The organism is Acidiphilium rubrum (genome assembly GCF_900156265.1).
Lineage (GTDB): Bacteria > Pseudomonadota > Alphaproteobacteria > Acetobacterales > Acetobacteraceae > Acidiphilium > Acidiphilium rubrum.
Genome location: NZ_FTNE01000035.1, coordinates 1 through 23,258, shown reverse-complemented (window position 1 = coordinate 23,258; position 23,258 = coordinate 1). Strand labels below are relative to the sequence as shown.

Below are 23,258 nucleotides of genomic sequence, written 5' to 3'. Positions count from 1 at the left end.
CGTCGAGCCCATGGATCACACGCCCAGGCGCACGAGGATCATCGATGCATGCGGCCAAACGACTTGCGATGCCGAGCCGTTGCTCGATGGCGCGTAACCCCAGCAACCCCCCGTCGGAGGAGAGCAGATCGCCGTCGAACCGGGCCTCGATCGACTTGCCGGCGACAGGTGACAGACCAGGGAGAATTGGAGTATTTGCAACCGAGGCGAGCATGGTGTTCCGTCGTGGTGAAGTTTTGTCTCAACAACAAATACTTACAACGAATCAACGGTTTACGCTATGCTCGCCGACCTTCATGCATAATGCGGGCTAAATCGAGCGCGCCCCGTCGGGGTAAGCCCCCTTGAGACATTCGACGATCTTTGGCGCAATGTCTTCCGGTGACAAAATGAAATCGATGCATCCGGTCGAAATCGCACTCTCGGGCATATCAGATTGCTTGGCGGTATCGAGCCGTTGCGCAATCGTAATGCCGCCGATCTCACGGATCGCGCATAACGCGTCGGCGCCATCACCATCATAGCCGGAGACGATGACAGCGAAAATCTGGCCCCGCCAATGCTGCGTCAACGAATGCAGAAACACGGTAATCACATCGGGCCACCCGCGCGGCTTCGATATCGGCCTCAGGCGGAACTCGCCGTCTAAAACATGCAGGTCACTCTTTTCTGGAATGATGAAAACATGGTTGGGCTTGAGCACCAATCCATCCGTAATCAACTGCACCGGCATTTTCGTATAATGGGGCAATATCGTGTGCAGTGACGTCGCAACGGTCCGCAAATGGTTAACGATGATGATCGCAACACCAAAATCCGGCGGCACGTGGCGCAGAAATCTGACGTACGCATCGAGCCCACCCGCCGAACCACCGACGCAAACCACCGGAAATCGATCCTCGGCTGCTGCCTCGACTTGCCGTTCACCGCCCGGCACGCTCCCGCCCATCAGTAAAACCTCCGCGCTTCATAATACCGGATCTCACGCCTTGAGGACCAGAAATGCGCCGAGCCGGCCGCCATTACAACCGGCCATGCGTTGATTGGTGCACCGCGCCTCTTCTACGTAGGCAAATAGATTGTTCGCTTGGTAATCTAAGTAGTTTCCGAGTCTATACCGACATGATTGGAGCGGGATATAACATCGCTATACATTCATTATGTGATTTTAAAAAAGAAAAAATAATTGAAATCGAAGGCTTATGGCACTTCTTATAACGCTGACCGATATTTTGAGCAGCCGAATTCGATTTGATCGAAGTACGAGTTTTAGCGAAGCTGCGTTATTTTTTTAAATAAACGTGAGTCGTTCAACGCTGGGGTCGCGGGAATACCGGCTCTGGGCAAACATTTGACGGAGGATCGGAGTTGGCAAGGTCACAGAGTCGCTTGAACCCCACAACCTTTGGTCAAACGGAGGTTAAAGTCGAAAGACGACGCGCCGGCGACGCGTTGGATCGCCACATCGGTGTCCGCGTGGCGCGCCGCCGTCAGGAACTCGGCATCTCCTCCCACGATGTTGGGCGAGCACTTAACCTTCCTGTCGGCCAGATTCTCGACCATGAAGCCGGCCGCATTCGCATCGAGCCCGCAAACCTCTACCGTCTGGCGCAAATGATGCGCGTGTCGATCGCATTTTTCTTCAAGGATGATGTGAGCGCGACATTGAGCGCCGGCGATTTACGCCGCGCAAACGCGATCGATCGGTTCAGATCAGGCCGAACCCCGCACGACATCAATTACGATGGTTCGACAACCTTACTGATGCTGTTCGACCTACTCGAAAAAATTCCTTCTGCCGGCGTCAGGTCGGCAATCGTCGAGTTTGTCAGAAGCCTTGGCGGGCAGGGTACCCAAAGCCACTTCGCTCCGGAGCTGAAAATGCCCAATGACTCGATATTCGTGACATTAGCGGACGCCTCCGAGGCCAACGAAATCACAATGGAATGAAAGCCATGGCCGGAATATCGGAACGTCGGGGCAGACAAGCTCCCGCCGCTACCGCGGCACATCGCCGGCCAAAACCTCCACCGCGTCTCCCCACGTGTGCAGATGCCAGCCCAATTCGCGCATCCCGCCGCATCTGAGCCGCACGAGCAGCGATCCATCCGCCTGCGGCTCGACCTGTTGTGAAGGGTGAAACACCCACGCCGCCGCATCCTCTGCCGCATCGGCGCTGAACCGCAGTACCACATCCCGTGGCGGCTCCTGAAACACCCCGAACGACTGCGCCGCATAGGCCGCCAAATCGAACTCATGCCGCCTGAGGCATTCAGGCAACACCAGCAGATCGCTGATCCGATCGATCCGCCATAACCGCATATCCGGGGAGCCGCTTTTGCGCGCCACCAGATAAGCCCGTCGGCCATACAGAATTCCATAGGGGCAAAGGATATAAATGCTCGTGCGCGTCTCGCCGGCCGGTCGATATTTCAACTCGATCGCATGCATGCCAAGAATGGCCGTCCGCAGATCGGTCAAAGTCCCCCGATCGAGCTTCAACCGCGGGCCGGGGCTCGCGGCGGTGCCCTCGGCCTGCATGAGCGCCTCGATATCAGGCTCCGAGCGCCGCAGCGCGACCGGCGTCATCATCGCCCGCAGCGTTGCCGCCGCATCGCGCAAATCCGCCGCCCTTGCGTCGTCGCCCTTGGCGGCAAGCTCGCGCGCGAGCGTTTCGATCGTGGCGATCGCGCCGGGCTGCGCGGGCAGGGCAGGCAGCGTCTCGCGCGGCAGCCGCCAGCGCCGGACCCGGTTTTCGTCGTCGGTATAGGCGAGCTGGGGGAACATCTCCTCCAACCGATCACGCAACCGCTCCGCGGTGCGCCGGCCCACCTTCAGCTCGGCCGCCATCTCCTCGAGCGAGAGGCCCATGCGCGAACCGGCCAGCCGCACGGCCAGCCTGACCAGTCGCGTGCCCGGCTCATAACGCACCGCCCCCGCGCTCGGCGCCCGGCGTGACGGCGACAGGTTCATGCCGTCCTTGACCGTGATCAGCACGGCGCTACCCGCGCCCCGGCCCGAATCCGATCGGGCGGGCGAGGCCCTCGCGTCCCTCGACCTCCGCTGCGAACAACGCCAGAATCGCCGCCGCATCATCCGGCAGGCCGAGCACCGCGATCCGGCGCGCGACCCGGCTGAAATCGGCCGGGGTCAGCCGGTCCAGCCGCGCCAGACCGCTGGGCGCCTCGCGTCCGAAGGTTCGTTCAAACAAAGTCGCTGCCTGATCCGGGCGGATCGGCGCGAAGTTCAGCCGCACCAGAAACCGCCGCAGGCTCGCCTTGTCCAGCCGGTCCGGCAGGTTGGTGGTGCACGCGAAGGGCAACGGATGGGTCTCCATCCAGGTCAGCATCTCGTTGACCTGGCTGACCTCCCATGAGCGATGCGCATCCGAACGATCGAGCAGCAGGCTGTCCGCCTCGTCGAAAATCAGAAACGCCTGGGTCGCCCGCGCTTCGGCAAAGGCGGCGGCGATCTGCGCTTCGGTCTGACCGACATAGGGGCCGAACAGATCCGAGCCGCGCTTCTGCAACACGGTCATCCCCATCTTGCCGGCCAGATGCCGGGCAAACGCGCTCTTGCCGGTACCTGGCGGGCCGGACAGCAGCAGGGAAATGGTGCGCGGCGCGCCGGGCCGCGACAGCCGCTCGGCCATCGCCGCCAGATCGCCATCGGCATTGCTCAACGCGGGATCGTACAGGGTTTCGGTCTCCGCCTCAGGGGCGGCGGCGTGACCATGCCCGATCGCACGCGCCATGCCGGATGCCACCAGTTCGGCGGTCTCGGCATCGCCGCCCGCCAGCCGGGTTGCCCGCAACGCGGTTCGCGCGACCGAGGGTGCGGCGGGGATCAGCCGGGCCAGTTTCCGCGCCGTCGGCGCATCGAGCGCCACGCCCTCGGCCACCGCGAGTTCCTGCCACAACTCCGCCCGGCGATTCTGCGGCGGCAGCCGCACCTCGATGCACAGGCTCATCCGGCGCAGTACCGCCGGGGAAAACGCTTCCAGATCGTTCGCCGCCCAGATCATCGGCACCGGCGCGCCTTCCAGCAGGCGGTGGATGAAAATCTTCGGGTCCGGCTCGCGGTCGAAGCTGCGCGGCCGGAACAGATCCTCGGCCTCGTCGAACAAATATACTGCCTCTCCGCCGGCGCCGACCCGCTGCGCCAGCAATAGGTCCGACAACCGCTCGCCGCGCGAAGGCTCGCGCCCATGCTCGCTCCGCTCGCCGATCACATGGAGCCGCACCCCCAACTCGGCGGCCAGGCTCGCGGCGCATTCGGTCTTTCCAGTGCCCGGCGGGCCGTAGAGCAGCACATGCACGCCCCGCTCGTTGCCCGCAGCGATCGCCTGGCGCAGCACGCGCCGCGCGATTTCGATTTCGCTACCCAGATGCCGAAACGCCACCCAGGGCAGCCGCGCCGCCACCGGCGCACCGAGCAATTCGGTCCGCACATCCGCATCGCCCAGCGCGCAGGCGTGGATCAGCGCGATCAGCCGGCTCGCGATCTGGATGTCGCCATCGTCATCCACCCGGATCGCGCCCGATGCCACCATCGGCGCATCGGCGCGGAACCGGGCGTTGATTTCGGCGGGGCTGCCGCTGATCAGCAAGGCGAACAGGTCCGGATAACGCCGCAGAATGCCCGGCCGCCCGCGCGCCGAGGCCAAGCCATCGAACAGGCGTTCGAACCGGTTATCGAGCCGGTACAACACAATCAGCCGGAACAGCGCGAGATCGAGCCCTTCCAGTCCCAAAGCATCAGCCACCGCGATAAAGCCGGGGTCGAGCGAATGCGGGAGCGGTTCGCCGCTGCCGACCTGGCCCTCCAGCGCGCGGCCGAACGCGCGCCATCGCATCTTGCCGACCGGTCTGAGCTTGCTGCGTCGCTCCCCCCGGCCGGAATCGCCCTCGGTGAACAATGTTTCGTCCAAGCCCAGTCGCTCGCGGTTGCGCGCAAGCCACCCCACAAGAACCTGCGCTTCGTCCGACGCCGGTTCGACCGCATTCAGCACGTTATGCGCATAAATAAGCAGACTTGCCCCATCGTGACCGCTACGAGCGTCCGTGGTGAACTTCGTTTCAAAATCAACCACAAAGTCATCGAACGTCTCTTGGATCGCCATGGCAGCAGCCTCCTGCAAAAATCCGACCGGAAACGGAGCATTGGATCGACCATCGCACACATCGGGTCGTCCGTATCGTCTACACGTTGAATACGTCAGAATTGGACGTATCGAACGTACCCGGATCAGGCCGCCCGGAGTAGTGCGAGATATTCCCAAATCATCGTCGCACCAGCCAGGGCGGTGATTTCACTGACGTCATATGCCGGCGCGACCTCGACCAGATCCATTCCAACGAAGCCGATCCCGCCAAGTCGGCGCATCAGCGCCTGCGCCTGCCACGACGCCAGCCCGCCGATTTCCGGCGTGCCGGTGCCCGGCGCGCACCCCGGATCGAGACAGTCGATATCGAAGCTCAGATAGGTCGCCCGCGCATGCCCGACCACCTCGTGGATCCGCGCCGCGGTCGCCGCGACACCGATTTCGTGGACGTCCTGCGCAGACAGGATGGTCACACCCTTGCCAACCGTCCAGTCATAGGTTTCGCGCGGCAGCGGCGACCGAATGCCGATCTGGATCATCCGGTGTGGATCGACCAGACCCTCGTTAATGGCATGGAAAAACACCGAGCCATGGCTGTAGACCTGACCGTAGTTTTCGCCCCAGGTATCGGCGTGGGCATCGAAATGCACGAGGCCGAGCGGCGCATCCAGGCGCTTGGCCAGGGCGCGCAACAGCGGCAGGGTGATGCCATGTTCACCGCCGAGGGCGAGCAGATGATTGACCGCTGCGGCCTGCTGCTCGATCAACGCGAGGCTGCGGGGAATGTCGCCCAGGGCAATAGCGAAGTCGCCGATGTCGGCGATGGGCATTGCATCGACGCTGACCCAGTGATGCGGATGATCATTGCCGGCGAGCATGCGCGAGGCCGCGCGGATCGCCGCCGGACCCGAACGAGCGCCGGCCCGATTGGTGACGCCGATGTCGAGCGGAATGCCGGCGATCACGTATTCGGCGCGTGGGTCGCTGCTGGTCAGGCCAAGGAAGGCAGGCCTGGTTGCAAAGGTCGGTTGCTCGATCATCCATGCACCGTAACACGGCCAATCGCGCGATCAACCACGCCGGATCGCAAGGGCACGGCTATGGCTGAAAAATATCTGGACAGACGAGAGCGAGGTTGTTACAGCAAAGACGTTCTGATCATTCTTGCAGGAGGGTTGAGTGTTGACAGCAATTTATTCGCCCTTCGGGATGACGCAACCCGGACATGCGCGCGGTCTTGTTACCGCCTGATCTGCGACTCCGGCTTCATTCTCTGTAAATCTGATTTCTGCCGCTGATTTGCGGTGCCTCAATGTTGAAAGGTCGTCGCCATTTCTGGCGACGGATCGTCACATGTCGGCCTTTATCTATCTTCCGATCATTCTGCTCGGATGCATCATCATGGTCTATTGCGTCATCTCGGTGCTGCTGTGGCTCGAAACCCGCCGGCACGCGCGTCAAGCAATCGTTGCCCTGTCGCGTTGCCGGACATTCCAGCCGCGTGTCATCATCGGCGGCGGTTCGACCACTGCAGCGGGGTCGCGGCCGGCCGCGCACGCGGCGCGCGTGACGCTGCGTCTGGTGGGTGCCGATGATCGATGACGATACAGCCAATAAGGGATCCAAATTGGACAACGGATGGGATCAATCAGCTGCCGCCTGGATTGCGGATCTGCAAAGGGGCGGCGGTGCCCGCGATTATGTGCTCGATGCACCGATGCTGGCACGGTTGCGGGGGCGAGGGTTCGAGCGCGCCGTCGATGTCGGCTGCGGCGAGGGTCGGTTCTGCCGTATGATGCAGGTGCTCGGCATCGCAACGGTCGGGATCGACCCGACCTTGGCCTTGCTCGATCAGGCGCGCACGCTCGATCCCCAGGGTGACTATCGGCATGGCGTGGCCGAACGTCTCGCCTTCGACGACGGCGCGTTCGATCTGGTGGTTAGCTACCTCACATTGCTCGATATCGCGGATATCGACGCTGCGATCCCCGAAATGGTTCGGGTGCTGCGCCCCGGCGGCACGCTGCTGATCGCCAACATGACGAGTTTTTATACAGCCGGACCGCCCGAAGGCTGGACCAACGATCATGACGGGACGCCGCGTTTCGTGATCGATGATTACATGGACGACCGCGCCGACTGGGTCGGGTGGCGCGGCGTCCACATCCAGAATCATCACCGGCCGCTGAGCCGGTACATGAGCCTGCTGCTCGCGCAGGGGCTCATTTTGCGCCATTTTGATGAGCCACAGCCCCACGATGGGGACGCCGATTATCGGCAGCGCTATCGGCGCGTTCCATATTTCTTACTTATGGAATGGCAGAAGCCGGGCTGACCGGCCCGCTTGCACCGAACCATCAACTATGCCACACGCCCATCTCCCTGCCGGGCACGTGGCATCGTGCGCGGCTATGCCCGTTTCCATGGGGGAAATTGGCGCGTCCACGATAAATGGACACGTCGGGGCTGAAGCAACCCATAGGGGGTATCATGCCGCTATATGAATGCGTGCTCATCGCACGCAGCGAAATCACGCAACAACAGGTCGATGTCATCGCCGACGACATCACCGCCCAGCTGGAAGGCGAGGGTGGTGCGGTCAAGAAGCGGGAATATTGGGGCCTGCGCAACCTGGCGTATCGCATCAAGAAGAACCGCAAGGGCCATTATGTCCTGCTCGGGCTCGATGCCGAATCCAAGTCGATCAACGAAATGGAGCGCCTGCTCGGCCTGAACGAAGACATTCTTCGTTTCATGACCTTGCGGATCGAGGAAATCGAGGAAGCACCGTCGGCACCGCTGTCGCGCCGTGGCGACGACCGTGACCGTGAACGCGGCTTCCGCGGCCCGAAACCGGCTGGACGCTTCGATAGCGGCCGCCGCCGTGGTCCTGAAGATCGCGAAGAGTTCCGCGCCCGTGACGAGTTCCGCACCGATCGCGATGACGATCAGGTCGAGGAGGATTGAGCCATGTCGAGCACCACTGACGATACCGAAATCAACCCCGGCGCCCGTCGCGCCGCCGTCGGCGCCCGCCGGCCGTTCTATCGCCGTCGTAAGGCCTGCCCGTTTTCGGGCCCCGGCGCACCGACGATTGATTACAAGGACGTGCGGCTGCTGTCGCGCTTCCTGTCCGAGCGCGGCAAGATCGTGCCGAGCCGGATCACCGCCGTTTCCGCCAAGAAGCAGCGCGAACTCGCGCGCGCCATCAAGCGCGCCCGTTTCCTCGCCCTGCTGCCCTACGTGGTCGATTGAGGAGCACGCATTATGGCACAAGTAGAATTGATCCTGCTCCAGCGCGTCGAGAAACTCGGCCAGATGGGCGAAGTGGTCAAAGTCAAACCCGGCTATGCCCGCAACTTCCTGCTGCCGCAGGCCAAGGCGGTGCGCGCCACCAAGCACAACCGCGAACGCTTCGAGCGTGAGCGCGTTCAACTCGAGGCGCAGAACATCAAGCGCCGTGGCGAGGCCGAGCGCCTGGCCGAACGGGTTCATGGCCTTTCGGTCGTTCTGATCCGTCAGGCGAGCGATGCCGGTTCACTGTACGGCTCGGTCACCGCGCGCGACATTGCGGATGGCTGCATCGACGGCGGCCTGACGATCGAGCGCAACCAGGTTCTGCTCGATACACCGATCAAGACGCTGGGGCTCGCGACCGTCCGCGTCGCTCTTCATCCCGAAGTCGTGATGAATGTGACCGTCAACGTCGCGCGCAGCGCCGAAGAGGCGGAAAAACAGGCGCGCGGTGAAGCCCTGACCCGCGATGAAGACGAATACGAGATGGAAACCTTTGAGGAAGACGCGGAAACCGCCGAAACCGACTGATCGTTTCCGGTTCGGTCAACCCGACCGACACGACCGACATCAAGCGCCAGGGCACGCCCCGGCGCTTTTTTGTTGCGCATAATTTGGACAGCAACCATACCGTAGTGAGGCCTTTTTTATGGTGAAGATCGTTCCCAAATAAAGTTTGTAGTTAACCTATCGAGACGAGGTCGAGCATGCGCCCGATGTTAGACAGGCTTCTGAAACGTTTGATCGTGCTGGGTGAATTGGATGTGATCTGGCCGGATGGCACCGCCAGCCACTATGCCGGCGAACCCGGACCCAGTGCTACGATTGCCATCCACGATGAGTCTGTCATCCGGCATTTGGCGTACGCGCCGGGCATGGCGATCGGTGAGGCCTATATGGAAGGCACACTGACCCCGGTGAACTGCACGATCTACGATGTGCTGCATGTTCTGCTCGCCAGCGTCGAACTGGCGGAACGCCGGATTCCCGTGTTGCGCGCGCAGGCGATGTTTAACCGCATCGCCCGGCCGCTCGCCCAGATGAACAATGCCCGCAACGCGCGCCGCAATGTGGCACATCATTACGATCTGAACGGGCGGCTCTATTCGTTGTTCCTCGATCGTGATCGCCAGTATTCCTGCGCCTATTTTCCGCGCGGCGATGAGACGATCGATGAAGCGCAGGCTGCAAAAAAACGCCACATCGCCGCAAAACTTCTGCTCGACCGGCCGGATCTGACCGTGCTTGACATCGGCTGCGGCTGGGGCGGCATGGCGCTGACCCTGGCGCGCGACTATGGCGCCAAAGTCACCGGCATCACCCTCTCGGTCGAACAACTGACCGAATCCCGCGCCCGCGCCCAGGCCGAGGGGCTGTCGGACCGGGTGAATTTCGAATTGATCGATTATCGCGCGGTCGACCGGCAGTTCGATCGCATCGTCTCGGTCGGCATGTTCGAACACGTCGGCCTCCCCAATTATCAGGCCTATTTCGAAACGGTTCATCGCTGCCTGAAGCCGGACGGCGTTGCGCTCGTCCACGCGATCGGTCGGTTCGATGGCCCGGCGGCGACCAGCCCGTGGCTCGCCAAATACATCTTCCCGGGCGGCTACTCGCCGGCATTATCCGAAGTGTTCGGCCCGCTCGAACGATCCAGACTCCGCAGCACCGATATCGAAATCCTGCGTCTGCACTACGCCAAAACCCTCAATCATTGGCGCAGGCGCTTCGCCGCCAACCGCGATACCATTGCCTCACTGTACGACGAACGCTTCTGCCGCATGTTCGAGTTCTACCTGGCCGGCTCGGAACTCGCCTTCGCCGTGCAGGATCACATGGTGTTCCAACTCCAGCTCGCCCGCCGTCAGGACGCCGTGCCGCTCACCCGCGACTATATGGTCGATACCGAGCGCGTGCTCGCGCGGCAGACGGCCTGATGCCAGGGTGGGGCTGATCGGCATGCGGCGCGCGCTCGCCCTGCTGGCGTGACAGCATGACATCCGCCGCCTTGCGCCGTTATCGGCTCAGGCCGCGGGTCTGGTCGATCAGGGCGTAGAGCGGCGTGGGGTCGACGGCAAACAGGCGCGCTTCGGTGCGCGCTTCCTCGGCGATCCGGTCGAGATAGGCTTCGGCGTCCGGCAGGCGGGCGGCGAAGGCTGCGGCGAGGTTGGCGTAGTCGGCATCGGTCGGCTCGGGTTTGGTGAACAGCGCGCCGACGGCGGGATCGCGGATCGCAAGCGCTGCCGGCAGCGTCAGGATACCGTCACGCACATCGGCTTCGCCGCCGCCGCCGAGGGCCACCGCACCGCGCACGTCACCAACATCATCGCAGCCGTGATACAGCAGGCCTAGCAGGCCGCCGAAGCGGCGCAACCGTCCGCTACGATCGCCCAGGCAGGCGCAAATCTCGAACATCGAGCCGGTGTCCTCGCCGGCGATCCGCCGCCAGTCTTCGACCCCGAGCACCTGGCGGCGTAACCGCCACTGCAGGCATTCGGCAACGCCCAACCGTTTGATCAATTCCGAAACCAGCCGGATCGCCAGAACATCGCCGCCCAGTTGCTCGTAGCCGGCGGCGACGATGTAGCCCGAGGTCATCAGCGCGTTCAGCTCGCCGAATTTCGTGTGCATCGTCGCACGGCCGCGTCGCGTGTCGGACCGGTCGAGAATATCATCGACCACCAGCGTCATGTTGTGCATCATTTCGACCACCAGGGCCGCGGTCATCACCTCCGGCGGGATCGGGCCGCAATCGGGACCCGGCATGATCGAGCGGTAGCAGGCGAACATCGTCAGGGGCCGGAAATATTTCGACCCGCCGCGAAACTGCCAGTCGAGCGCTTCGCTCATTTCGGGGTCGCAACCGCGCAGCCATGCAGCGATCCGCGCGCCCAGGGCGTTCATTTCGGTGGTCAAGCCCAGTGCGGCGATCACATCGCCGCCGCTGCCGTTATTGTTCATGCAGCCTGCTTATGCCTTGACCTGATACGATCGTTTGGCCGGATCGGCCGGATCGGCGGCCTGTGCCAGCGCCTGGGCGAGTGCCTCGCTGACCTGATCGAGTTCCATGTGCAGCCGTCGTGCCTCGCGTTCGGCGGTGTCGCCGATTTCGCGCAGAAACGCCCGCGCATCATCGGCCAGCACCAATGTTTCAGCGGCGCGGCCGTTCGCGCGATCGGACATCGCGTGCAGCAACGCGGCCTGATAGCGTAGTTGCACCGCCATCAGCGCCTGACCGTAGCGCAGCGCGCTGGTGGCGCTGATCCGCCAAGCATCGGTCAGCGCGGCCGCGACTTCGGGCGGCGTGCCACCTGGCAGCATGGCGGCGGGGTTGAAACCCTGTGTGCCGGACTGATCGGATGATCCCCCCCCAGGCGATCCGGCGGCGGACTGGAACGCGGCGAGACCCTTCATGTAGAGTTCGCTGAGCGCGGCCAGCGGATTCGCCGATGGATCGCTCATCGTGCCCGGTCTTCCGGCGGCATCGGGCGGGCGCCGCGCCTTTGGTCCAGCTCGTTCAAAAACACCAGCAGCGACAGGCGCGAGGCGCCGGTCAGAGCGCGCAGGAATTGCTGATGCGCCATATAGCCGGTCCAGAGTGCGTCCTCGCAGGCGGTCTGGCGATGGTCGCGGTCGGCCAGCAGCGGTGCGGCGCCCGCGCGTGCCAGACCGGTCATTTCCTGCAGTGCGAATTGGCTCGCGCGCCCGGCAAGGTTGAGCCAGGTCGCCGCCGCAGCGCCTTGCACCTGCATGGCCGTGCGCAGCATTGCGGGATAGTTCGCCGCCATTCGATATCCTTCCGGTCCAGCAACCAACGCCGTGGCGGCGTTGCGTCCACGAGGCGAGGCCTCTATGATTTTGCTGTCGAAATATGCACGAAAAGGCCCGATCATGGCAAGCAGCGCCGCCCCGCCTCGGGTGATCATCGCCGGTGCCGGTGTGGCGGGCCTGACCGCGGCGCATCGCCTGCTGGAGCGCGGCTATGATGTGACGCTGATCGAGGCAAACGATTTCATCGGCGGCAAGCTCGGCGCGCATCGCGATGTCGGCGTGGATGCCGATGCCGACGATGCAACGAAGCCGGCGGAATGCGACCTATGCGCCGGGTCCGGCGGTTGCCCGCGCACCGGCGACTGGCACGAGCATTGTTATCACATGTATCTCAACTGGTATCATAATTTCTGGACATTGATGGATGAGGTCGGCGCGCTCGGCAGCTTCATCCCGATCGATGCGGTGTTCAACCTGCCGCGCGGCAGACCGGACCGCAGCAGGCCGGGCGCGCGTGCGACGAGCCTCGTGAACGTCGGCTCGCCCTGGACCATTTTGCGCAATCTTGCCAGCGGCATGGATACGCCGATCAATATGTTTCTCTCGGGTCAGGCAATGGCCGATCTGACCAGCGAGCCTGCCAGGCGCAGCGATCAGATCGAGAAAACCAGCGTCGCGTCGTTCATGTCGGCCCGCAGTTATGCGAGCGATGCGGCGTTGGCCGCAACGTATCGGACCACGGCACAGGCGTTCGCCTCGCCGAGCTATCTGAGTTCGGCCCGCAGTTTCAAAGCCCTGCTCAGCTACGGGCTGCGTCTGCCGGAACCCTCGATGTGGTTGCTGGCCGGGCCCACCGCCAGTGCGATATTCACACCTTGGCTGAAACGACTGCACGCCATTGCCAGCGCGTTCACCGTGGTCGGCGCGCTCGATCCTGATCCGGCCAATCCGCTGGGCATCGTGGCAGGCTTGCCCAAGGCAAGCGGGCCGGGCGGCCGGCTGACCATCCACACGCTCACCTCGGTCCGATCCCTCACCATCGATCCCGATACCGGGCGGATCACCGGCATCGGTCTGTTGCGGCATGCCTCATCCCCCTCGATCCACCGCGGCCAGCCGGATGAACAACCATCCACCCCGTTCGAGCCGATGGCGGTGAGCGATGATTTGATCCTGGCATTGCCGCCGGGGCCGCTGGGCGAGCTGATCACCCCGGCGATCGCGGCGCGGGCGCCGACCCTGCCCAATGTGCATTATCTTTGCACCGAGCCGATGATTTCGCTCGACCTGTTCTTTCGCCGCAAGCTCGACAAGATTCCACGCGGCATCACGGTGCTGCTGGACTCGCCGTATCAGCTGAGTTTTCTGGATACGTCGCAAACCTGGACGCAGGCCGCGCCGCAGGGGACCAGCCTGAACGTGGTCGCCTCGAACGCCGATACACTGGTGCCAATGAGCTATGGCGATGATGATATCATTGCCGCCTTGGTCGCCGAACTGCATCGCTATCTCGATTTCGACGATGCCGATCTGCTGACCTGCCGCACCCATTTGCAGACCAATGTCGGCGAGGAATTATTCGTCAATCAGGTCGGCAGCTGGGACTGGCGGCCGCAGGCCACCTGCGGCATTCCGAACCTGTTTATCGCCGGGGATTTCTGCCAGACCGCAATCGATGTCGTGACCATCGAAGGGGCGGTGGTCAGCGGCTTGATGGCGGCGGAGGCGCTGCGCCGCCGCCATCGTCGTGGACCGCCGATCCGGATCAGCCAGCCCGATGAATACCCCGCGCTCGCGAAGGCCGGGCTCGCGGCAGCGACCCGGCCGTTCGCCTATGCCGCCAACATTGTGGCCACCGCCGATCGCACCATCAAACAGCGCTACGCGCGGTGGTTTCCGAACGGCTGACCGGCCGGCTATTTCGCGAATGCGGGTTCGACCGCATCCTTGAAGGTCACCTGTCCCGGTTTGATGTTACCGATGAAAATCTGCAGCGCCAGAGCGTTTTCGAAGGCTTTCGGCGAGATCGTGGGGTTGGCGGGGTAGACGTCTTCAGACACCATGCGTGCGACGGCGGATTTCAGCACCGGGGCGGGCAGGGTGGGAAACTCCTTTTCGGCGACTTCGAGCGGGGTTTTCGGGTTGGTGTGCATCAGATGTTCGGCTTCGGCGAGGCTGGCGACGAAGGCCTTGACCATAGCGGGGTCTTTCACGCCGGTCGCTTTCAGCATGTCGATGGTCGAAAAGGCGTAGCCGCCGGGGTAGTGCTTGGTGAAGGCGTAGATGATCTTGTCGCCGGCGGCGAGTCCTTCATCGAGTTGCGGCTCGTATACGGCGGCGGCGGCGGCGGCGGCGCGGCCGGCCATGGTGGGGGCAAGCTCGGTGCCGATCTGCACGGTATCGAGCGTGGCGGTGCTCTTGTCGCGTTTCAGCAGGCGTTGCAGCAGGTAGGTGCTGGTCGAGGGAGGTATCGCGGTGGCGATCGGCTTGCCGGCGAGCCCGGCGATCGAGGTGATGTTCGAGCCTTTCGGCACCACCACCCAGACCGGCGCGCCGTTGACGACCAGGGCGACGTTGGTCATCGATGCGCCCTTGAGATTGGCAAGAATCGCTGTCATCGGGTCCTGCAGCGAGAAGGTGGCGTTGCCGCCGATCACCGCGGCGACCGCCGCGGCGCCGCTGCCGGCCGTGACCTTATCGATCGCGAGACCGTGCTTGGCGAAAATACCCTGATCGATCGCGACATAGAGCGGCAGATACAGCAGCGACTGGAACGCCTGATAGATGACCACTTTTTGAGGTGAAGCGGCCTGCGCGGGGCTGAGCAGGGTGCCGGCGAGGCAGAGTGCGCCGAGGGTTTGGGCGAGGGCGCGTTTCAACGATCGGATTTCCAAGTGACGAACCTTTCTTCGATGAGGCGGACGATCAGGGTCAGGAGCGATGCCATCAGCGTGAGCACGATGATGCCGAGCCAGACGGTGTTGAGGTCGAACAGGGAGCCGGCGACGAAGACTTCGTGGCCAAGGCCGGCTTGCGAGGCGATGTATTCCCCGACCACGGCGCCGATCAGCGCGAAGCCGATGTTCATGCGCAGCGCCGAGAAAATCCACGGCACCGCGCTGGGCAGGATGAGTTTGCGGAAAATCTTGCCGCGCGAGGCGCCGAGCGCGCGGAACAGGTTGAGCAGGTCGCGGTCGAGTTCGCGGACCGAGGCGGTGGCCGCGATCATCGAGACCGCGAAGGTCGAAATGGCGGCGAGCCATATTTTCGAGCTCATGCCCGAGCCGAACCAGATCACGATCAACGGGCCGAGCGCGATTTTCGGCACCGAGTTCAACACGATCGAGACGCCTTCGGCCGGGCGCGCGATTTTCGGCACGAACCACAGGCCGAGGCCGCAGCCGGTGCCGGCGATGCTGCCGAGCAGCAGGCCGGCGACGGTTTCATAGAGCGTCACCCAGGAATCATAGAGCAGCGTGCCCGTGGTCAGGCCCTGATGCGCCGAGGCGAGAATGCCGAGCGGTGAGCCGAACAACTGCCCGTTGATCAGATGACGATCGGCCGCGATCTGCCAGAGCGCGAGACCGGCCAGGACGATGACCGCCACGGCGGCGTTCTGGATCAGGTTGCGCGTGCGGTGCGGACTGGCCTGCCGGGCGCGCGGCTTTGGTGCCGCTGCGGTATCGATCTGCGCACTCATGCGGCGATTGCCGTTGATTTCAGCGCGCCCCAGATGCGGGCGTGATAGGCGCGAAACTCCGGTGCCTCGCGCGCGCTGATCGCATCGCGACGGCCGGCGGTAGTCAGGCCGATCGAAATATCCTGCGAGACGCGCGCGGGGCGGCCGGCGAGCACCACGACGCGGTCGCTCATCGCGATGGCTTCCTCGATATCGTGGGTGACCAGGACCACGCTCATGCCGCGCTCATCGCGCAGGCTCATCACATCGTCCTCCAGCATCAGGCGGGTTTCGTAATCGAGGGCTGAGAACGGTTCATCGAGCAGCAGCACGGTCGGGCGCAGCAGCAGGGTGCGGGTCAGCGCGACGCGCTGGCGCTGGCCGCCGGAGATTTCATGGGGATAGGCGTTGATCTGGGCGGCAAGACCATAGCGCTCGAGCATGGCGATCGCGTCCTCGCGGTCGACGGCGCCAACCTTGCCACGCAGTTCGATGCCGAGCAGCGCATTGTCGAGCACGCTGCGCCAGGGCAGCAGCAGGTCCTTTTGTAGCATATAGGCGATGCGGCTGTTGCCCGTTCCGGCCGGCACGCCGGCGATTTCGATGCGGCCTGAACGCGGACTCAGCAGACCGGAGATGATGTTGAAAAGGGTGGATTTGCCGGCGCCGCTGCGCCCGACGATTGCCAGGATCTCGCCCGGGGCGACCGCGATATCAAGCCGGTCGAGCACGGGCGTGGCCCCGCCGTCAGCCGCGATGAAATCGTGGCTGAGACTTCGGATGGCGAGCGCCGGCGTCATGGTCGCGCTGTCATTGCGTGGCGGCGATTGGGTCAGGGGATGGCTCCAAAGTGGTTGCGATGCCCGCGACGGTACGCACGATCCGTGCCATCACGGCGGTTTGGTTCATATCGGTGAAATTCAGGGCATCCTATACGTAATTGTCCATATATCCCGCGATTATGTGCTGAAGATATCAACCGATACCGCCTCATTGCTTAAAATAACGCCACTCCAGGCCGCGCCGGATCGGGCATGGTCGTGGCGCCTCGCTATGCTAGGCTGATCGCAGGGAGAGCAACGATGAGCCAGGCGATCAGCACGATCAAAGTGACGGCCAACGGGTTGGCGTTTGCAGTTGATACGGCCGGCAACGGGGCGAAGCTTGCGCTTTGCCTGCATGGATTTCCAGAATGTAAATTTTCCTGGCGCTATCAGCTGCCGATGCTGGCGGCGCTGGGTTACACGGCCTGGGCGCCCGATCTGCGCGGCTATGGCGAGAGCGCGCGGCCGGACGGGGTTGCGGCGTACCGAATATCGGCTTTGCTGCGCGATGTGGCCGGTCTGATCGATGCCGCACGGGCGCGCGGCATCGATGGCGAGGTTCTGCTGATCGGGCATGATTGGGGCGGTGCGCTCGGCTGGCTGTTCGTGCTGAATGCGGTCCGCCCGGTCGATCGGTTCATCGTGATGAACCTGCCGCACCCCGATCTGTTCGCGCGCGGCCTGCGCACCACCCGGCAGTTACGGCGCTCGTGGTACATTTTCTGGTTCCAACTGCCGTGGTTGCCCGAGCGCGTGCTGTCTGCGAACAATGCTGCCTGGGTGGCGCGGGCATTTCGCGGCATGGCGGTCGACAAGAGCCGGTTTCCTGATGACGTGCTGGCGGTGTACCGCGCCAATGCGCTGATCCCCGGCGGGCTGACCGCGATGATCAACTGGTATCGGGCGAATTTTCGCAATCCGTTCCGCAGCCTGGCACCGGCGAAACGCCTGACCGTGCCGACGCTGATGCTCTGGGGCGAGCGCGACGCCGCACTCGGCAAGGAACTCACGATCGGCACCGAGGCGTTGGTCGATGATTTCACCATCCGCTACCTGCCCGGCGTCTCGCACTGGGTGCAACAGGAAGCACCCGAGGCGGTCAACGCGATGATAACGGCCTGGTTGGCTGGTGAGCCGCCGCCATTTTATAACAAATCGCCATAACTCACGGCTGATCGAGCAGCACGCCCTTGCTGGTCGCTTCAACCGCGACGATGCCGGAGTCCACCAGGGTCAGCGTGCCGACCGAGGTCGCGATCGTACCGAGGCCCGGACGATGCTCGATGTCGGTCACCACCCAGCGGATCAGCGTGCGTGCGTTCATCGGCACGCCGCGGCGAAAGCGGAAGGTGAACTCCATGCCGACGGTCGGACCCAGATTGGAAAAATAGCCGGCGGTCAGACCCATCATGCGCGCGGTGGTTTCGGTACCGCTGGCGATCAGCCCGCCGAACCGCGAGGCGGTTGCCATGGCTTCGTCGTGATGCATCGGGTTGGTATCGCCGACCAGCCGAGCGAAAGCCTGTGATGCTTCGGTTTCGAAAACATGTTCCACCTCGAAACTCGTGCCGACCTTGACCATCTGATCCATGCTTGTCGGTTTCCTTGTCACGCGTTCTTGTCCGGCGCCGCCCGCCGTGGCACTGAGCATCGATTACAGGTGCCATACCGGCAGGATTGCGTCCATTCGCGTGCCGTCATGCAAGCCGGCGATTTTTTCAGTTCGGGGGAAGTTCATTGTCAATCAAGCCTTTACGCAAAGCGGTGCTGCCGGTTGCCGGCCTTGGGACACGGTTTTTGCCGGCGACCAAAGCCATCCCCAAGGAAATGCTGCCGGTGGTCGATCGTCCGCTGATCCAATACGCGATCGATGAGGCGCGCGCCGCCGGCATCGAGCAGTTCTGCATGGTCACCGGCCGTGGCAAGACCGCGCTGATCGACCATTTCGACATCGCCTTCGAGCTCGAGGCGACGCTGCACGAGCGCGGCAAGGACGAAACCCTGGGCATGCTGCGTTCCGAAGCGATGGAACCCGGCTCGATCGTCACGGTGCGCCAGCAGGTGCCGCTCGGCCTTGGCCACGCCATCTGGTGCGCGCGCGCGTTCATCGGCGATGATCCGTTTGCGATCATCCTGCCGGACGACCTGGTGTTGAGCGACACGCCCTGTCTGACCCAGCTGGCCGAAGCCTATCGGCAAACCGGCGGCAATGTCGTCGCGGTCGAGGAAGTGCCGATGGAGCAGGTGCATCGCTACGGTGTGCTCAAAACCGGCGAAACCCAAGGCAATCTGGTCGAAGTGCTCGGGTTGGTCGAAAAACCCAAGCGCGAGGTGGCCCCCTCCAATCTTTCGATCATCGGGCGCTATGTGCTGCTGCCCGAAGTGATTGCGCATCTCGCGCGGATGGAGCGCGGTGCGGGCAATGAGGTGCAACTGACCGATGCGATGGCCAAAATGATCGGCCACGCACCGTTCTTCGGCCTGAAATTCGAAGGCCGGCGGTTCGATTGCGGCGACAAGATCGGCTATCTCGAAGCACAGATCGCCTTTGGCCTGTCGCGGCCGGATCTGAGCCCGGAGATTCGCAAATTCCTGAAAGCCTACACCAATGCATGATCAAGCCACATTTTCGCACCTGTTTCCCGCCACCACCCTGCGCGAATACGACATTCGCGGCATCGTGGGTGAAACGCTGCACGAGGCCGATGCCTATGCGATCGGCCGCACCTTCGGCTCGATGGTCGCGCGCAAGGGCGGCAGCCGCGTCGCCGTCGGGCGGGATGGCCGGCTGTCATCGCCGCAATTGGCCGCGACGCTGATCGAAGGGCTGATGGCGAGCGGCATGACCGTGATCGACATTGGTTGCGGCCCGACGCCGATGCTCTATTTCGCCGCCACGGTCGAGGCGACCGATGGCGCCGTGATGGTCACCGGCAGCCACAACCCGGCAAATTATAACGGCTTCAAAATGATGCTCGGCCGCAAGCCGTTCTTTGGCCCGCAAATTCAGGACCTCGGCCGGCTAGCCGCGGCGGGCGATGTGGTTGCGGCGGCGCCGGGTTCGGTATCGACGCAGGATATCAGCGAGGCGTATATCGCGCGCCTGTTGCAGGATTGGGATGGCGGCGATCGCGCCCTGAACGTGGTGTGGGATTCCGGCAATGGCGCGGCGGGCGATGTGCTGATGCGCCTGGTCAAGGCACTGCCCGGCAAGCACACCGTGCTGAATGCCGCAATCGATGGCCGGTTTCCCGCCCATCACCCGGACCCGACGGTGCCAAAAAACCTTGAGCAACTGGTAGCCGCGGTGCGCCAGCAGGGGGCGGACATCGGCATCGCGTTCGATGGCGATGCGGACCGGATCGGCATCGTCGATGACACAGGCGAAATTCTGTTCGGTGATCAGTTCCTGATCCTGCTCGCGCGCGACGTGCTTGAGACTCATCCGGGTGCGACCATCATCGCCGACGTCAAGGCAAGCCAGGTGCTGTTCGACCAGATTGCGGCTGCCGGCGGCAAGCCGTTGATGTGGAAGACCGGCCACTCGTTGATCAAGTCTAAAATGGCCGAAACCGGCTCACCCTTGGCCGGCGAAATGTCCGGCCATATCTTCTTCGCCGACCGCTGGTACGGGTTCGACGATGCGCTTTACGCCGCGATCCGCGTGATGAACGCGATGATCAACAGCGGCCAGAGCGTTTCGGCCTTCCGCAAGAGCCTGCCGCCGGTGCTCAACACGCCCGAACTGCGCTTCGATTGCGCGGAGAGCCGCAAATTCAGCGTCGTCGCGGAGGTCGCCGAGCGCCTGCGCGCCGATGGGGCGACCGTGTCCGAAACCGATGGCGTGCGGGTGAACACGGCCGATGGCTGGTGGCTGCTGCGGGCGTCCAACACCCAGGCGGTTCTGGTCGCGCGGGCCGAGGCGGGCTCGGAAGCGGGGCTGGCGCGGCTGAAGGCGACGCTCGCTTCCCAACTGGCTGCATCCGGCCTCGCGCCGGATTTTTCCGGCGCGAATGCCGGGCACTGATCCGGGCGTGCCGTGCCAGCGCCTGCACGTAGCGGTTTTACTGCCGTGCCATAACGAAGGCATCGCGATCGGCCGGGTGGTGCGCGCGTTTCGCGCGGCCCTGCCCGATGCCACGGTATTCGTGTTCGACAACAACTCGACCGACAATACCATCGCCGAGGCCCGCGCCGCGGGGGCGGTGGTGCGCACCGAAACCCAGCAGGGCAAGGGGCACGTGGTGCGCCGGATGTTCCGCGATATCGATGCCGATTACTACGTGATGGCCGATGGCGATGACACCTACGATGCGGGTCTGGCACCGCGCCTGCTCGATATCGCCCAGCGCGGCCCCTATGATCTGGTGAATTGCGTGCGGATCGAAACCGCGCAGGAGGCGTATCGTGGCGGCCACCGGTTCGGCAATCTGATGCTGACCGGCGCTGTGCGTTTCATTTTCGGCGACCGCGTGCAGGATATGCTGTCGGGCTATAAAATCCTCTCACGCCGCTTTGTGAAATCTTTCCCCGCCCTGTCCACCGGGTTCGACATCGAGACCGAACTCGCGGTGCATGCGCTGGAACTCTCGATCCCGATCGCGCATGAACAGGGCAGCTATCGCGGCCGGCCGCCGGGGTCGGAAAGCAAGCTGCGCACCTATCAGGATGGCTGGCGGATTCTGAAAATGATCCTGAAACTGATCCGCCACGAGCGCCCGCTGGCGTTTTTCGGTGCGATCGGGCTGGCGTGCGCCGTGGTCGCCATGGCGCTGATCATCCCGGTTTTGCTGACCTACCTACACACCGGCCTGGTGCCGCGCCTGCCAACCGCGGTTCTTGCCACCGGCATCATGCTGGTCGGTGCGCTGAGCCTGACCACCGGCATCATTCTCGATACGGTGACCCGGGGCCGGCGCGAGCTGCGTCTGCTGGCGTATCTCAGCTTGCCGGCACCGGCGGCGCCGGATGAGGCGGCTGACCAGACGATCGATGAGTGAATTGAACGCTGCCAGCCGGGTCCGTCAGTCCGCGCCGCAGTGGGTCCCGTGGCTCGGCGGGATTGTGGTCGTCGTGCTCTATCTGGGCTATTATCTGGCCAATCCGTCGCTCCCCGGCAATAACCCGACCTACCCGCTGGGCTGGTGGGGTTGGTTCGATCAAGGCAAATATATCCAGTCGGCGCAGGCCTTATGGGCGCATCATTTTTCGCCGGCCCTGAATTGGTTTCCACTCGGCTACTCCCTTTTGGCGGCACCGTTCATCGGAATGCTGCCGATGCATCCGTTCTTTTTCGTCGATCTTGCCGGTTTGCTGATTGCCTATGCGGCATTCCAGTCCTTCGCGTTGCGCCTCGCCGTGGCACGTCACTGGTCAGCGCCGCTGTTCATTCTAACGGCCATGGCGGATAAACCGCTGGCAAAGACATGGGCGGTGCCCTGGAACACGACCGTATCGGCCGCACTGATCTGGCTGGCCTTCGCCGGCACTGCCGCGCAACTTACGGCGGCGCCGGCGCCGGCGCAGGATCGGTGGCGGTCGTCGCGCCTCTTCGGATTGGGCGTGGTGTTCGGCGCAATGCCGCTGGTACGCCCCACCGATGCGTTGACTACAGCGCTTTGCGGCGGTGCCCTGCTGATAGCGGAATTCGGTCGCCGCCGCGTGCGCTGGCAGGACGCCGCCGCACTGATCGCGGGCGGATTGATCGTGCTCGTGCCCTATGGAATGCTATACCTGCGGATCTACGGCCTGCACGAGACCGCCTATGTGATCCAGTCGGGACGTCTCGGCTTCGCGTTTTCCGAGTTTCCATGGAAAGCCTACGTCTTGCTGATCGACCCGCGTCCGTGGTTTCCAAGCGGGGTCAGCCTGCTGGCCCGCTGTCCCTGGATTGCGCTGGGCATTGCCGGGGTGGTGCCAGCGGTTCTGCAGACCAGCGGGGCGGTTCGGTGGAGCGCGACGTTGCTTGCCGTTGCAATCCTTGCGTATTGCGTGGTGTTTTTTTCCTATATCGACCTGCTGCCGAGCGGACTCTGGATGTATGCGAATGTGCATTACTTCCAATGGGTGTTTCCGGGCGTCGGGCTGTTCGCATTCCTTCTGCTGCGGGCGTTGCGCGGGTCTGACCGGCGAGCCGCGCTCGCGTCCCTCGTCGTTACGCTGATCGTGCTGTCCGTGCGGATCGAGGCGGTGCCGGTCGGCAATCAGTCGCCGGCACGGATGGTTGCGTATTCCGTTGATCGCGATCATCCATTCCGGTCGATCGCGATCACTGGTTCCGTTGATCGCGATCATGATGTTCACCATGCCTGAGGCGGGCTTGGGGAACGGCATGACGCGGTGTTGTGGGATACCACTGACGGTTGAACAGGTGTCATTTCTCGATGGTGTTCGTCAAGTCAGATGAAGGGGTGAGGGTCTGGCGTTTTCGAAGGCTTTCTCCTTTCAGTTCGATGCGGTGGGCGCGGTGAACGATGCGGTCGAGGATGGCATCGCCGAGGGTTGGGTCGCCGATGATTTCGTGCCAGCGGCCGATGGGAACCAGGCTGGTGATCAGCAGGGCGCCCTTGCCGTCGCGATCATCGAC

Annotated in this window: 26 protein-coding genes; 13 read left to right on the top strand and 13 right to left on the bottom strand. The window is 63.4% G+C overall.

Annotated elements, in window-relative coordinates:
- Together BW994_RS16920 and BW994_RS16915 are read right to left on the bottom strand one after the other, a co-directional pair.
- The coding region (locus tag BW994_RS16920) for a transposase (protein WP_175612133.1) at nt 1-214 on the bottom strand (214 nt) is incomplete at its 3' end.
- 96 nt (nt 215-310) lie between these two features.
- Nucleotides 311-949: a chemotaxis protein CheB gene (locus tag BW994_RS16915; RefSeq protein ID WP_051657147.1), complete on the bottom strand. Its 639-nt coding sequence runs from the start codon at nt 947-949 to the stop codon at nt 311-313.
- A gap of 440 nt (nt 950-1,389) precedes the next feature.
- Here BW994_RS16915 and BW994_RS19375 point away from each other — a divergent pair, with 440 nt between their 5' ends.
- Nucleotides 1,390-1,950 carry a helix-turn-helix domain-containing protein gene (locus BW994_RS19375; protein WP_139334175.1) on the top strand — a complete coding sequence of 187 codons (561 nt, stop codon included), beginning with the start codon at nt 1,390-1,392 and terminating at the stop codon, nt 1,948-1,950.
- A gap of 48 nt (nt 1,951-1,998) precedes the next feature.
- Here the strand turns inward: BW994_RS19375 and BW994_RS16900 are convergent, their stop codons facing one another.
- From BW994_RS16900 to speB, 3 genes are all read right to left on the bottom strand, one after another.
- Nucleotides 1,999-2,997, bottom strand: a complete 999-nt coding sequence (locus BW994_RS16900; RefSeq protein WP_175612132.1) for a helix-turn-helix transcriptional regulator — start codon at nt 2,995-2,997, stop codon at nt 1,999-2,001.
- A 4-nt stretch (nt 2,998-3,001) separates the two neighbouring features.
- A complete protein-coding gene (locus BW994_RS16895; RefSeq protein WP_051657148.1) occupies nt 3,002-5,122 on the bottom strand; it encodes an AAA family ATPase in 2,121 nt (706 codons plus the stop codon).
- A 125-nt stretch (nt 5,123-5,247) separates the two neighbouring features.
- Nucleotides 5,248-6,144, bottom strand: a complete 897-nt coding sequence (speB, locus tag BW994_RS16890; RefSeq protein WP_029310725.1) for an agmatinase — start codon at nt 6,142-6,144, stop codon at nt 5,248-5,250.
- 313 nt (nt 6,145-6,457) lie between these two features.
- Between speB and BW994_RS16885 the strand changes: the two genes are divergently transcribed.
- From BW994_RS16885 to BW994_RS16860, 6 genes are all read left to right on the top strand, one after another.
- Nucleotides 6,458-6,706 (top strand): hypothetical protein, encoded by a 249-nt coding sequence (locus tag BW994_RS16885; RefSeq protein ID WP_029310726.1) that lies wholly within the window; start codon nt 6,458-6,460, stop codon nt 6,704-6,706.
- Between the two features lie 25 nt (nt 6,707-6,731).
- Nucleotides 6,732-7,439, top strand: a complete 708-nt coding sequence (locus tag BW994_RS16880; protein ID WP_029310727.1) for a class I SAM-dependent methyltransferase — start codon at nt 6,732-6,734, stop codon at nt 7,437-7,439.
- A 155-nt stretch (nt 7,440-7,594) separates the two neighbouring features.
- Nucleotides 7,595-8,071 carry a 30S ribosomal protein S6 gene (gene rpsF, locus BW994_RS16875; protein WP_029310728.1) on the top strand — a complete coding sequence of 159 codons (477 nt, stop codon included), beginning with the start codon at nt 7,595-7,597 and terminating at the stop codon, nt 8,069-8,071.
- 3 nt (nt 8,072-8,074) lie between these two features.
- Complete coding sequence (gene rpsR, locus BW994_RS16870; RefSeq protein WP_029310729.1) at nt 8,075-8,359, top strand: 30S ribosomal protein S18; 285 nt, start codon at nt 8,075-8,077, stop codon at nt 8,357-8,359.
- Nucleotides 8,360-8,371: 12 nt separating this feature from the next.
- Nucleotides 8,372-8,929: a 50S ribosomal protein L9 gene (gene rplI / locus BW994_RS16865; RefSeq protein ID WP_029310730.1), complete on the top strand. Its 558-nt coding sequence runs from the start codon at nt 8,372-8,374 to the stop codon at nt 8,927-8,929.
- Between the two features lie 176 nt (nt 8,930-9,105).
- Nucleotides 9,106-10,335 (top strand): SAM-dependent methyltransferase, encoded by a 1,230-nt coding sequence (locus tag BW994_RS16860; protein WP_029310731.1) that lies wholly within the window; start codon nt 9,106-9,108, stop codon nt 10,333-10,335.
- Between the two features lie 79 nt (nt 10,336-10,414).
- Here BW994_RS16860 and BW994_RS16855 read toward each other — a convergent pair whose 3' ends face one another.
- Genes BW994_RS16855 through BW994_RS16845 form a run of 3 tightly spaced genes read right to left on the bottom strand, consistent with a single transcriptional unit; the run spans nt 10,415 to nt 12,186 of the window.
- Nucleotides 10,415-11,359, bottom strand: a complete 945-nt coding sequence (locus BW994_RS16855) for a polyprenyl synthetase family protein (RefSeq protein WP_029310732.1) — start codon at nt 11,357-11,359, stop codon at nt 10,415-10,417.
- A gap of 9 nt (nt 11,360-11,368) precedes the next feature.
- Entirely contained in the window at nt 11,369-11,860 is a 492-nt protein-coding gene (locus BW994_RS16850) for a hypothetical protein (protein ID WP_029310733.1), read from the bottom strand.
- Nucleotides 11,857-12,186, bottom strand: coding sequence for a hypothetical protein (locus BW994_RS16845; RefSeq protein WP_029310734.1), 330 nt, complete (start codon nt 12,184-12,186; stop codon nt 11,857-11,859). The genes BW994_RS16850 and BW994_RS16845 overlap by 4 nt, the downstream gene beginning before the upstream one ends.
- Before the next feature lie 103 nt (nt 12,187-12,289).
- On the opposite strand from BW994_RS16845, the gene BW994_RS16840 reads away from it, so the two are divergent.
- Nucleotides 12,290-14,077: an FAD-dependent oxidoreductase gene (locus BW994_RS16840; RefSeq protein WP_035227955.1), complete on the top strand. Its 1,788-nt coding sequence runs from the start codon at nt 12,290-12,292 to the stop codon at nt 14,075-14,077.
- Between the two features lie 8 nt (nt 14,078-14,085).
- Here BW994_RS16840 and BW994_RS16835 read toward each other — a convergent pair whose 3' ends face one another.
- The 3 genes from BW994_RS16835 to BW994_RS16825 are packed head-to-tail and all read right to left on the bottom strand — an operon-like array spanning nt 14,086 to nt 16,648.
- A complete protein-coding gene (locus BW994_RS16835; protein ID WP_035227958.1) occupies nt 14,086-15,048 on the bottom strand; it encodes an ABC transporter substrate-binding protein in 963 nt (320 codons plus the stop codon).
- Nucleotides 15,045-15,869 carry an ABC transporter permease gene (locus BW994_RS20030; protein ID WP_029310737.1) on the bottom strand — a complete coding sequence of 275 codons (825 nt, stop codon included), beginning with the start codon at nt 15,867-15,869 and terminating at the stop codon, nt 15,045-15,047. Before BW994_RS20030 ends, BW994_RS16835 begins: the two co-directional genes overlap by 4 nt.
- A complete protein-coding gene (locus tag BW994_RS16825) occupies nt 15,866-16,648 on the bottom strand; it encodes an ABC transporter ATP-binding protein (RefSeq protein ID WP_029310738.1) in 783 nt (260 codons plus the stop codon). The genes BW994_RS20030 and BW994_RS16825 overlap by 4 nt, the downstream gene beginning before the upstream one ends.
- Before the next feature lie 282 nt (nt 16,649-16,930).
- Here BW994_RS16825 and BW994_RS16815 point away from each other — a divergent pair, with 282 nt between their 5' ends.
- Nucleotides 16,931-17,836, top strand: a complete 906-nt coding sequence (locus tag BW994_RS16815) for an alpha/beta fold hydrolase (RefSeq protein ID WP_076454742.1) — start codon at nt 16,931-16,933, stop codon at nt 17,834-17,836.
- Between the two features lies 1 nt (nt 17,837).
- Here BW994_RS16815 and BW994_RS16810 read toward each other — a convergent pair whose 3' ends face one another.
- Complete coding sequence (locus BW994_RS16810; protein ID WP_029310740.1) at nt 17,838-18,263, bottom strand: MaoC family dehydratase; 426 nt, start codon at nt 18,261-18,263, stop codon at nt 17,838-17,840.
- Between the two features lie 146 nt (nt 18,264-18,409).
- On the opposite strand from BW994_RS16810, the gene galU reads away from it, so the two are divergent.
- Genes galU through BW994_RS16790 form a run of 4 tightly spaced genes read left to right on the top strand, consistent with a single transcriptional unit; the run spans nt 18,410 to nt 22,984 of the window.
- Nucleotides 18,410-19,288, top strand: a complete 879-nt coding sequence (gene galU, locus BW994_RS16805; protein ID WP_029310741.1) for a UTP--glucose-1-phosphate uridylyltransferase GalU — start codon at nt 18,410-18,412, stop codon at nt 19,286-19,288.
- Nucleotides 19,281-20,699 carry a phosphoglucomutase/phosphomannomutase PgmG gene (gene pgmG, locus BW994_RS16800; RefSeq protein WP_029310742.1) on the top strand — a complete coding sequence of 473 codons (1,419 nt, stop codon included), beginning with the start codon at nt 19,281-19,283 and terminating at the stop codon, nt 20,697-20,699. The genes galU and pgmG overlap by 8 nt, the downstream gene beginning before the upstream one ends.
- Complete coding sequence (locus BW994_RS16795) at nt 20,686-21,672, top strand: glycosyltransferase family 2 protein (protein WP_035227963.1); 987 nt, start codon at nt 20,686-20,688, stop codon at nt 21,670-21,672. The genes pgmG and BW994_RS16795 overlap by 14 nt, the downstream gene beginning before the upstream one ends.
- Complete coding sequence (locus BW994_RS16790) at nt 21,665-22,984, top strand: hypothetical protein (RefSeq protein WP_029310744.1); 1,320 nt, start codon at nt 21,665-21,667, stop codon at nt 22,982-22,984. Before BW994_RS16795 ends, BW994_RS16790 begins: the two co-directional genes overlap by 8 nt.
- A 61-nt stretch (nt 22,985-23,045) precedes the next feature.
- Here the strand turns inward: BW994_RS16790 and BW994_RS16785 are convergent.
- Nucleotides 23,046-23,258 (bottom strand): ATP-binding protein (locus tag BW994_RS16785; protein ID WP_175612131.1); only part of this gene is annotated, 213 nt, incomplete at its 5' end.

What these genes read in the sequence shown, in the direction of transcription:
- BW994_RS16915 (WP_051657147.1), bottom strand. Translation starts at nt 949, where the DNA reads ATGGGCGGGAGCGTGCCGGGCGGTGAACGGCAAGTCGAGGCAGCAGCC.
- BW994_RS16895 (WP_051657148.1), bottom strand. Translation starts at nt 5,122, where the DNA reads ATGGCGATCCAAGAGACGTTCGATGACTTTGTGGTTGATTTTGAAACG.
- speB (WP_029310725.1), bottom strand. Translation starts at nt 6,144, where the DNA reads ATGATCGAGCAACCGACCTTTGCAACCAGGCCTGCCTTCCTTGGCCTG.
- BW994_RS16885 (WP_029310726.1), top strand. Translation starts at nt 6,458, where the DNA reads ATGTCGGCCTTTATCTATCTTCCGATCATTCTGCTCGGATGCATCATC.
- rpsF (WP_029310728.1), top strand. Translation starts at nt 7,595, where the DNA reads ATGCCGCTATATGAATGCGTGCTCATCGCACGCAGCGAAATCACGCAA.
- rpsR (WP_029310729.1), top strand. Translation starts at nt 8,075, where the DNA reads ATGTCGAGCACCACTGACGATACCGAAATCAACCCCGGCGCCCGTCGC.
- rplI (WP_029310730.1), top strand. Translation starts at nt 8,372, where the DNA reads ATGGCACAAGTAGAATTGATCCTGCTCCAGCGCGTCGAGAAACTCGGC.
- BW994_RS16860 (WP_029310731.1), top strand. Translation starts at nt 9,106, where the DNA reads ATGCGCCCGATGTTAGACAGGCTTCTGAAACGTTTGATCGTGCTGGGT.
- BW994_RS16855 (WP_029310732.1), bottom strand. Translation starts at nt 11,359, where the DNA reads ATGAACAATAACGGCAGCGGCGGCGATGTGATCGCCGCACTGGGCTTG.
- BW994_RS16850 (WP_029310733.1), bottom strand. Translation starts at nt 11,860, where the DNA reads ATGAGCGATCCATCGGCGAATCCGCTGGCCGCGCTCAGCGAACTCTAC.
- BW994_RS16845 (WP_029310734.1), bottom strand. Translation starts at nt 12,186, where the DNA reads ATGGCGGCGAACTATCCCGCAATGCTGCGCACGGCCATGCAGGTGCAA.
- BW994_RS16840 (WP_035227955.1), top strand. Translation starts at nt 12,290, where the DNA reads ATGGCAAGCAGCGCCGCCCCGCCTCGGGTGATCATCGCCGGTGCCGGT.
- BW994_RS20030 (WP_029310737.1), bottom strand. Translation starts at nt 15,869, where the DNA reads ATGAGTGCGCAGATCGATACCGCAGCGGCACCAAAGCCGCGCGCCCGG.
- BW994_RS16825 (WP_029310738.1), bottom strand. Translation starts at nt 16,648, where the DNA reads ATGACGCCGGCGCTCGCCATCCGAAGTCTCAGCCACGATTTCATCGCG.
- BW994_RS16815 (WP_076454742.1), top strand. Translation starts at nt 16,931, where the DNA reads ATGAGCCAGGCGATCAGCACGATCAAAGTGACGGCCAACGGGTTGGCG.
- BW994_RS16810 (WP_029310740.1), bottom strand. Translation starts at nt 18,263, where the DNA reads ATGGATCAGATGGTCAAGGTCGGCACGAGTTTCGAGGTGGAACATGTT.
- pgmG (WP_029310742.1), top strand. Translation starts at nt 19,281, where the DNA reads ATGCATGATCAAGCCACATTTTCGCACCTGTTTCCCGCCACCACCCTG.
- BW994_RS16795 (WP_035227963.1), top strand. Translation starts at nt 20,686, where the DNA reads ATGCCGGGCACTGATCCGGGCGTGCCGTGCCAGCGCCTGCACGTAGCG.
- BW994_RS16790 (WP_029310744.1), top strand. Translation starts at nt 21,665, where the DNA reads ATGAGTGAATTGAACGCTGCCAGCCGGGTCCGTCAGTCCGCGCCGCAG.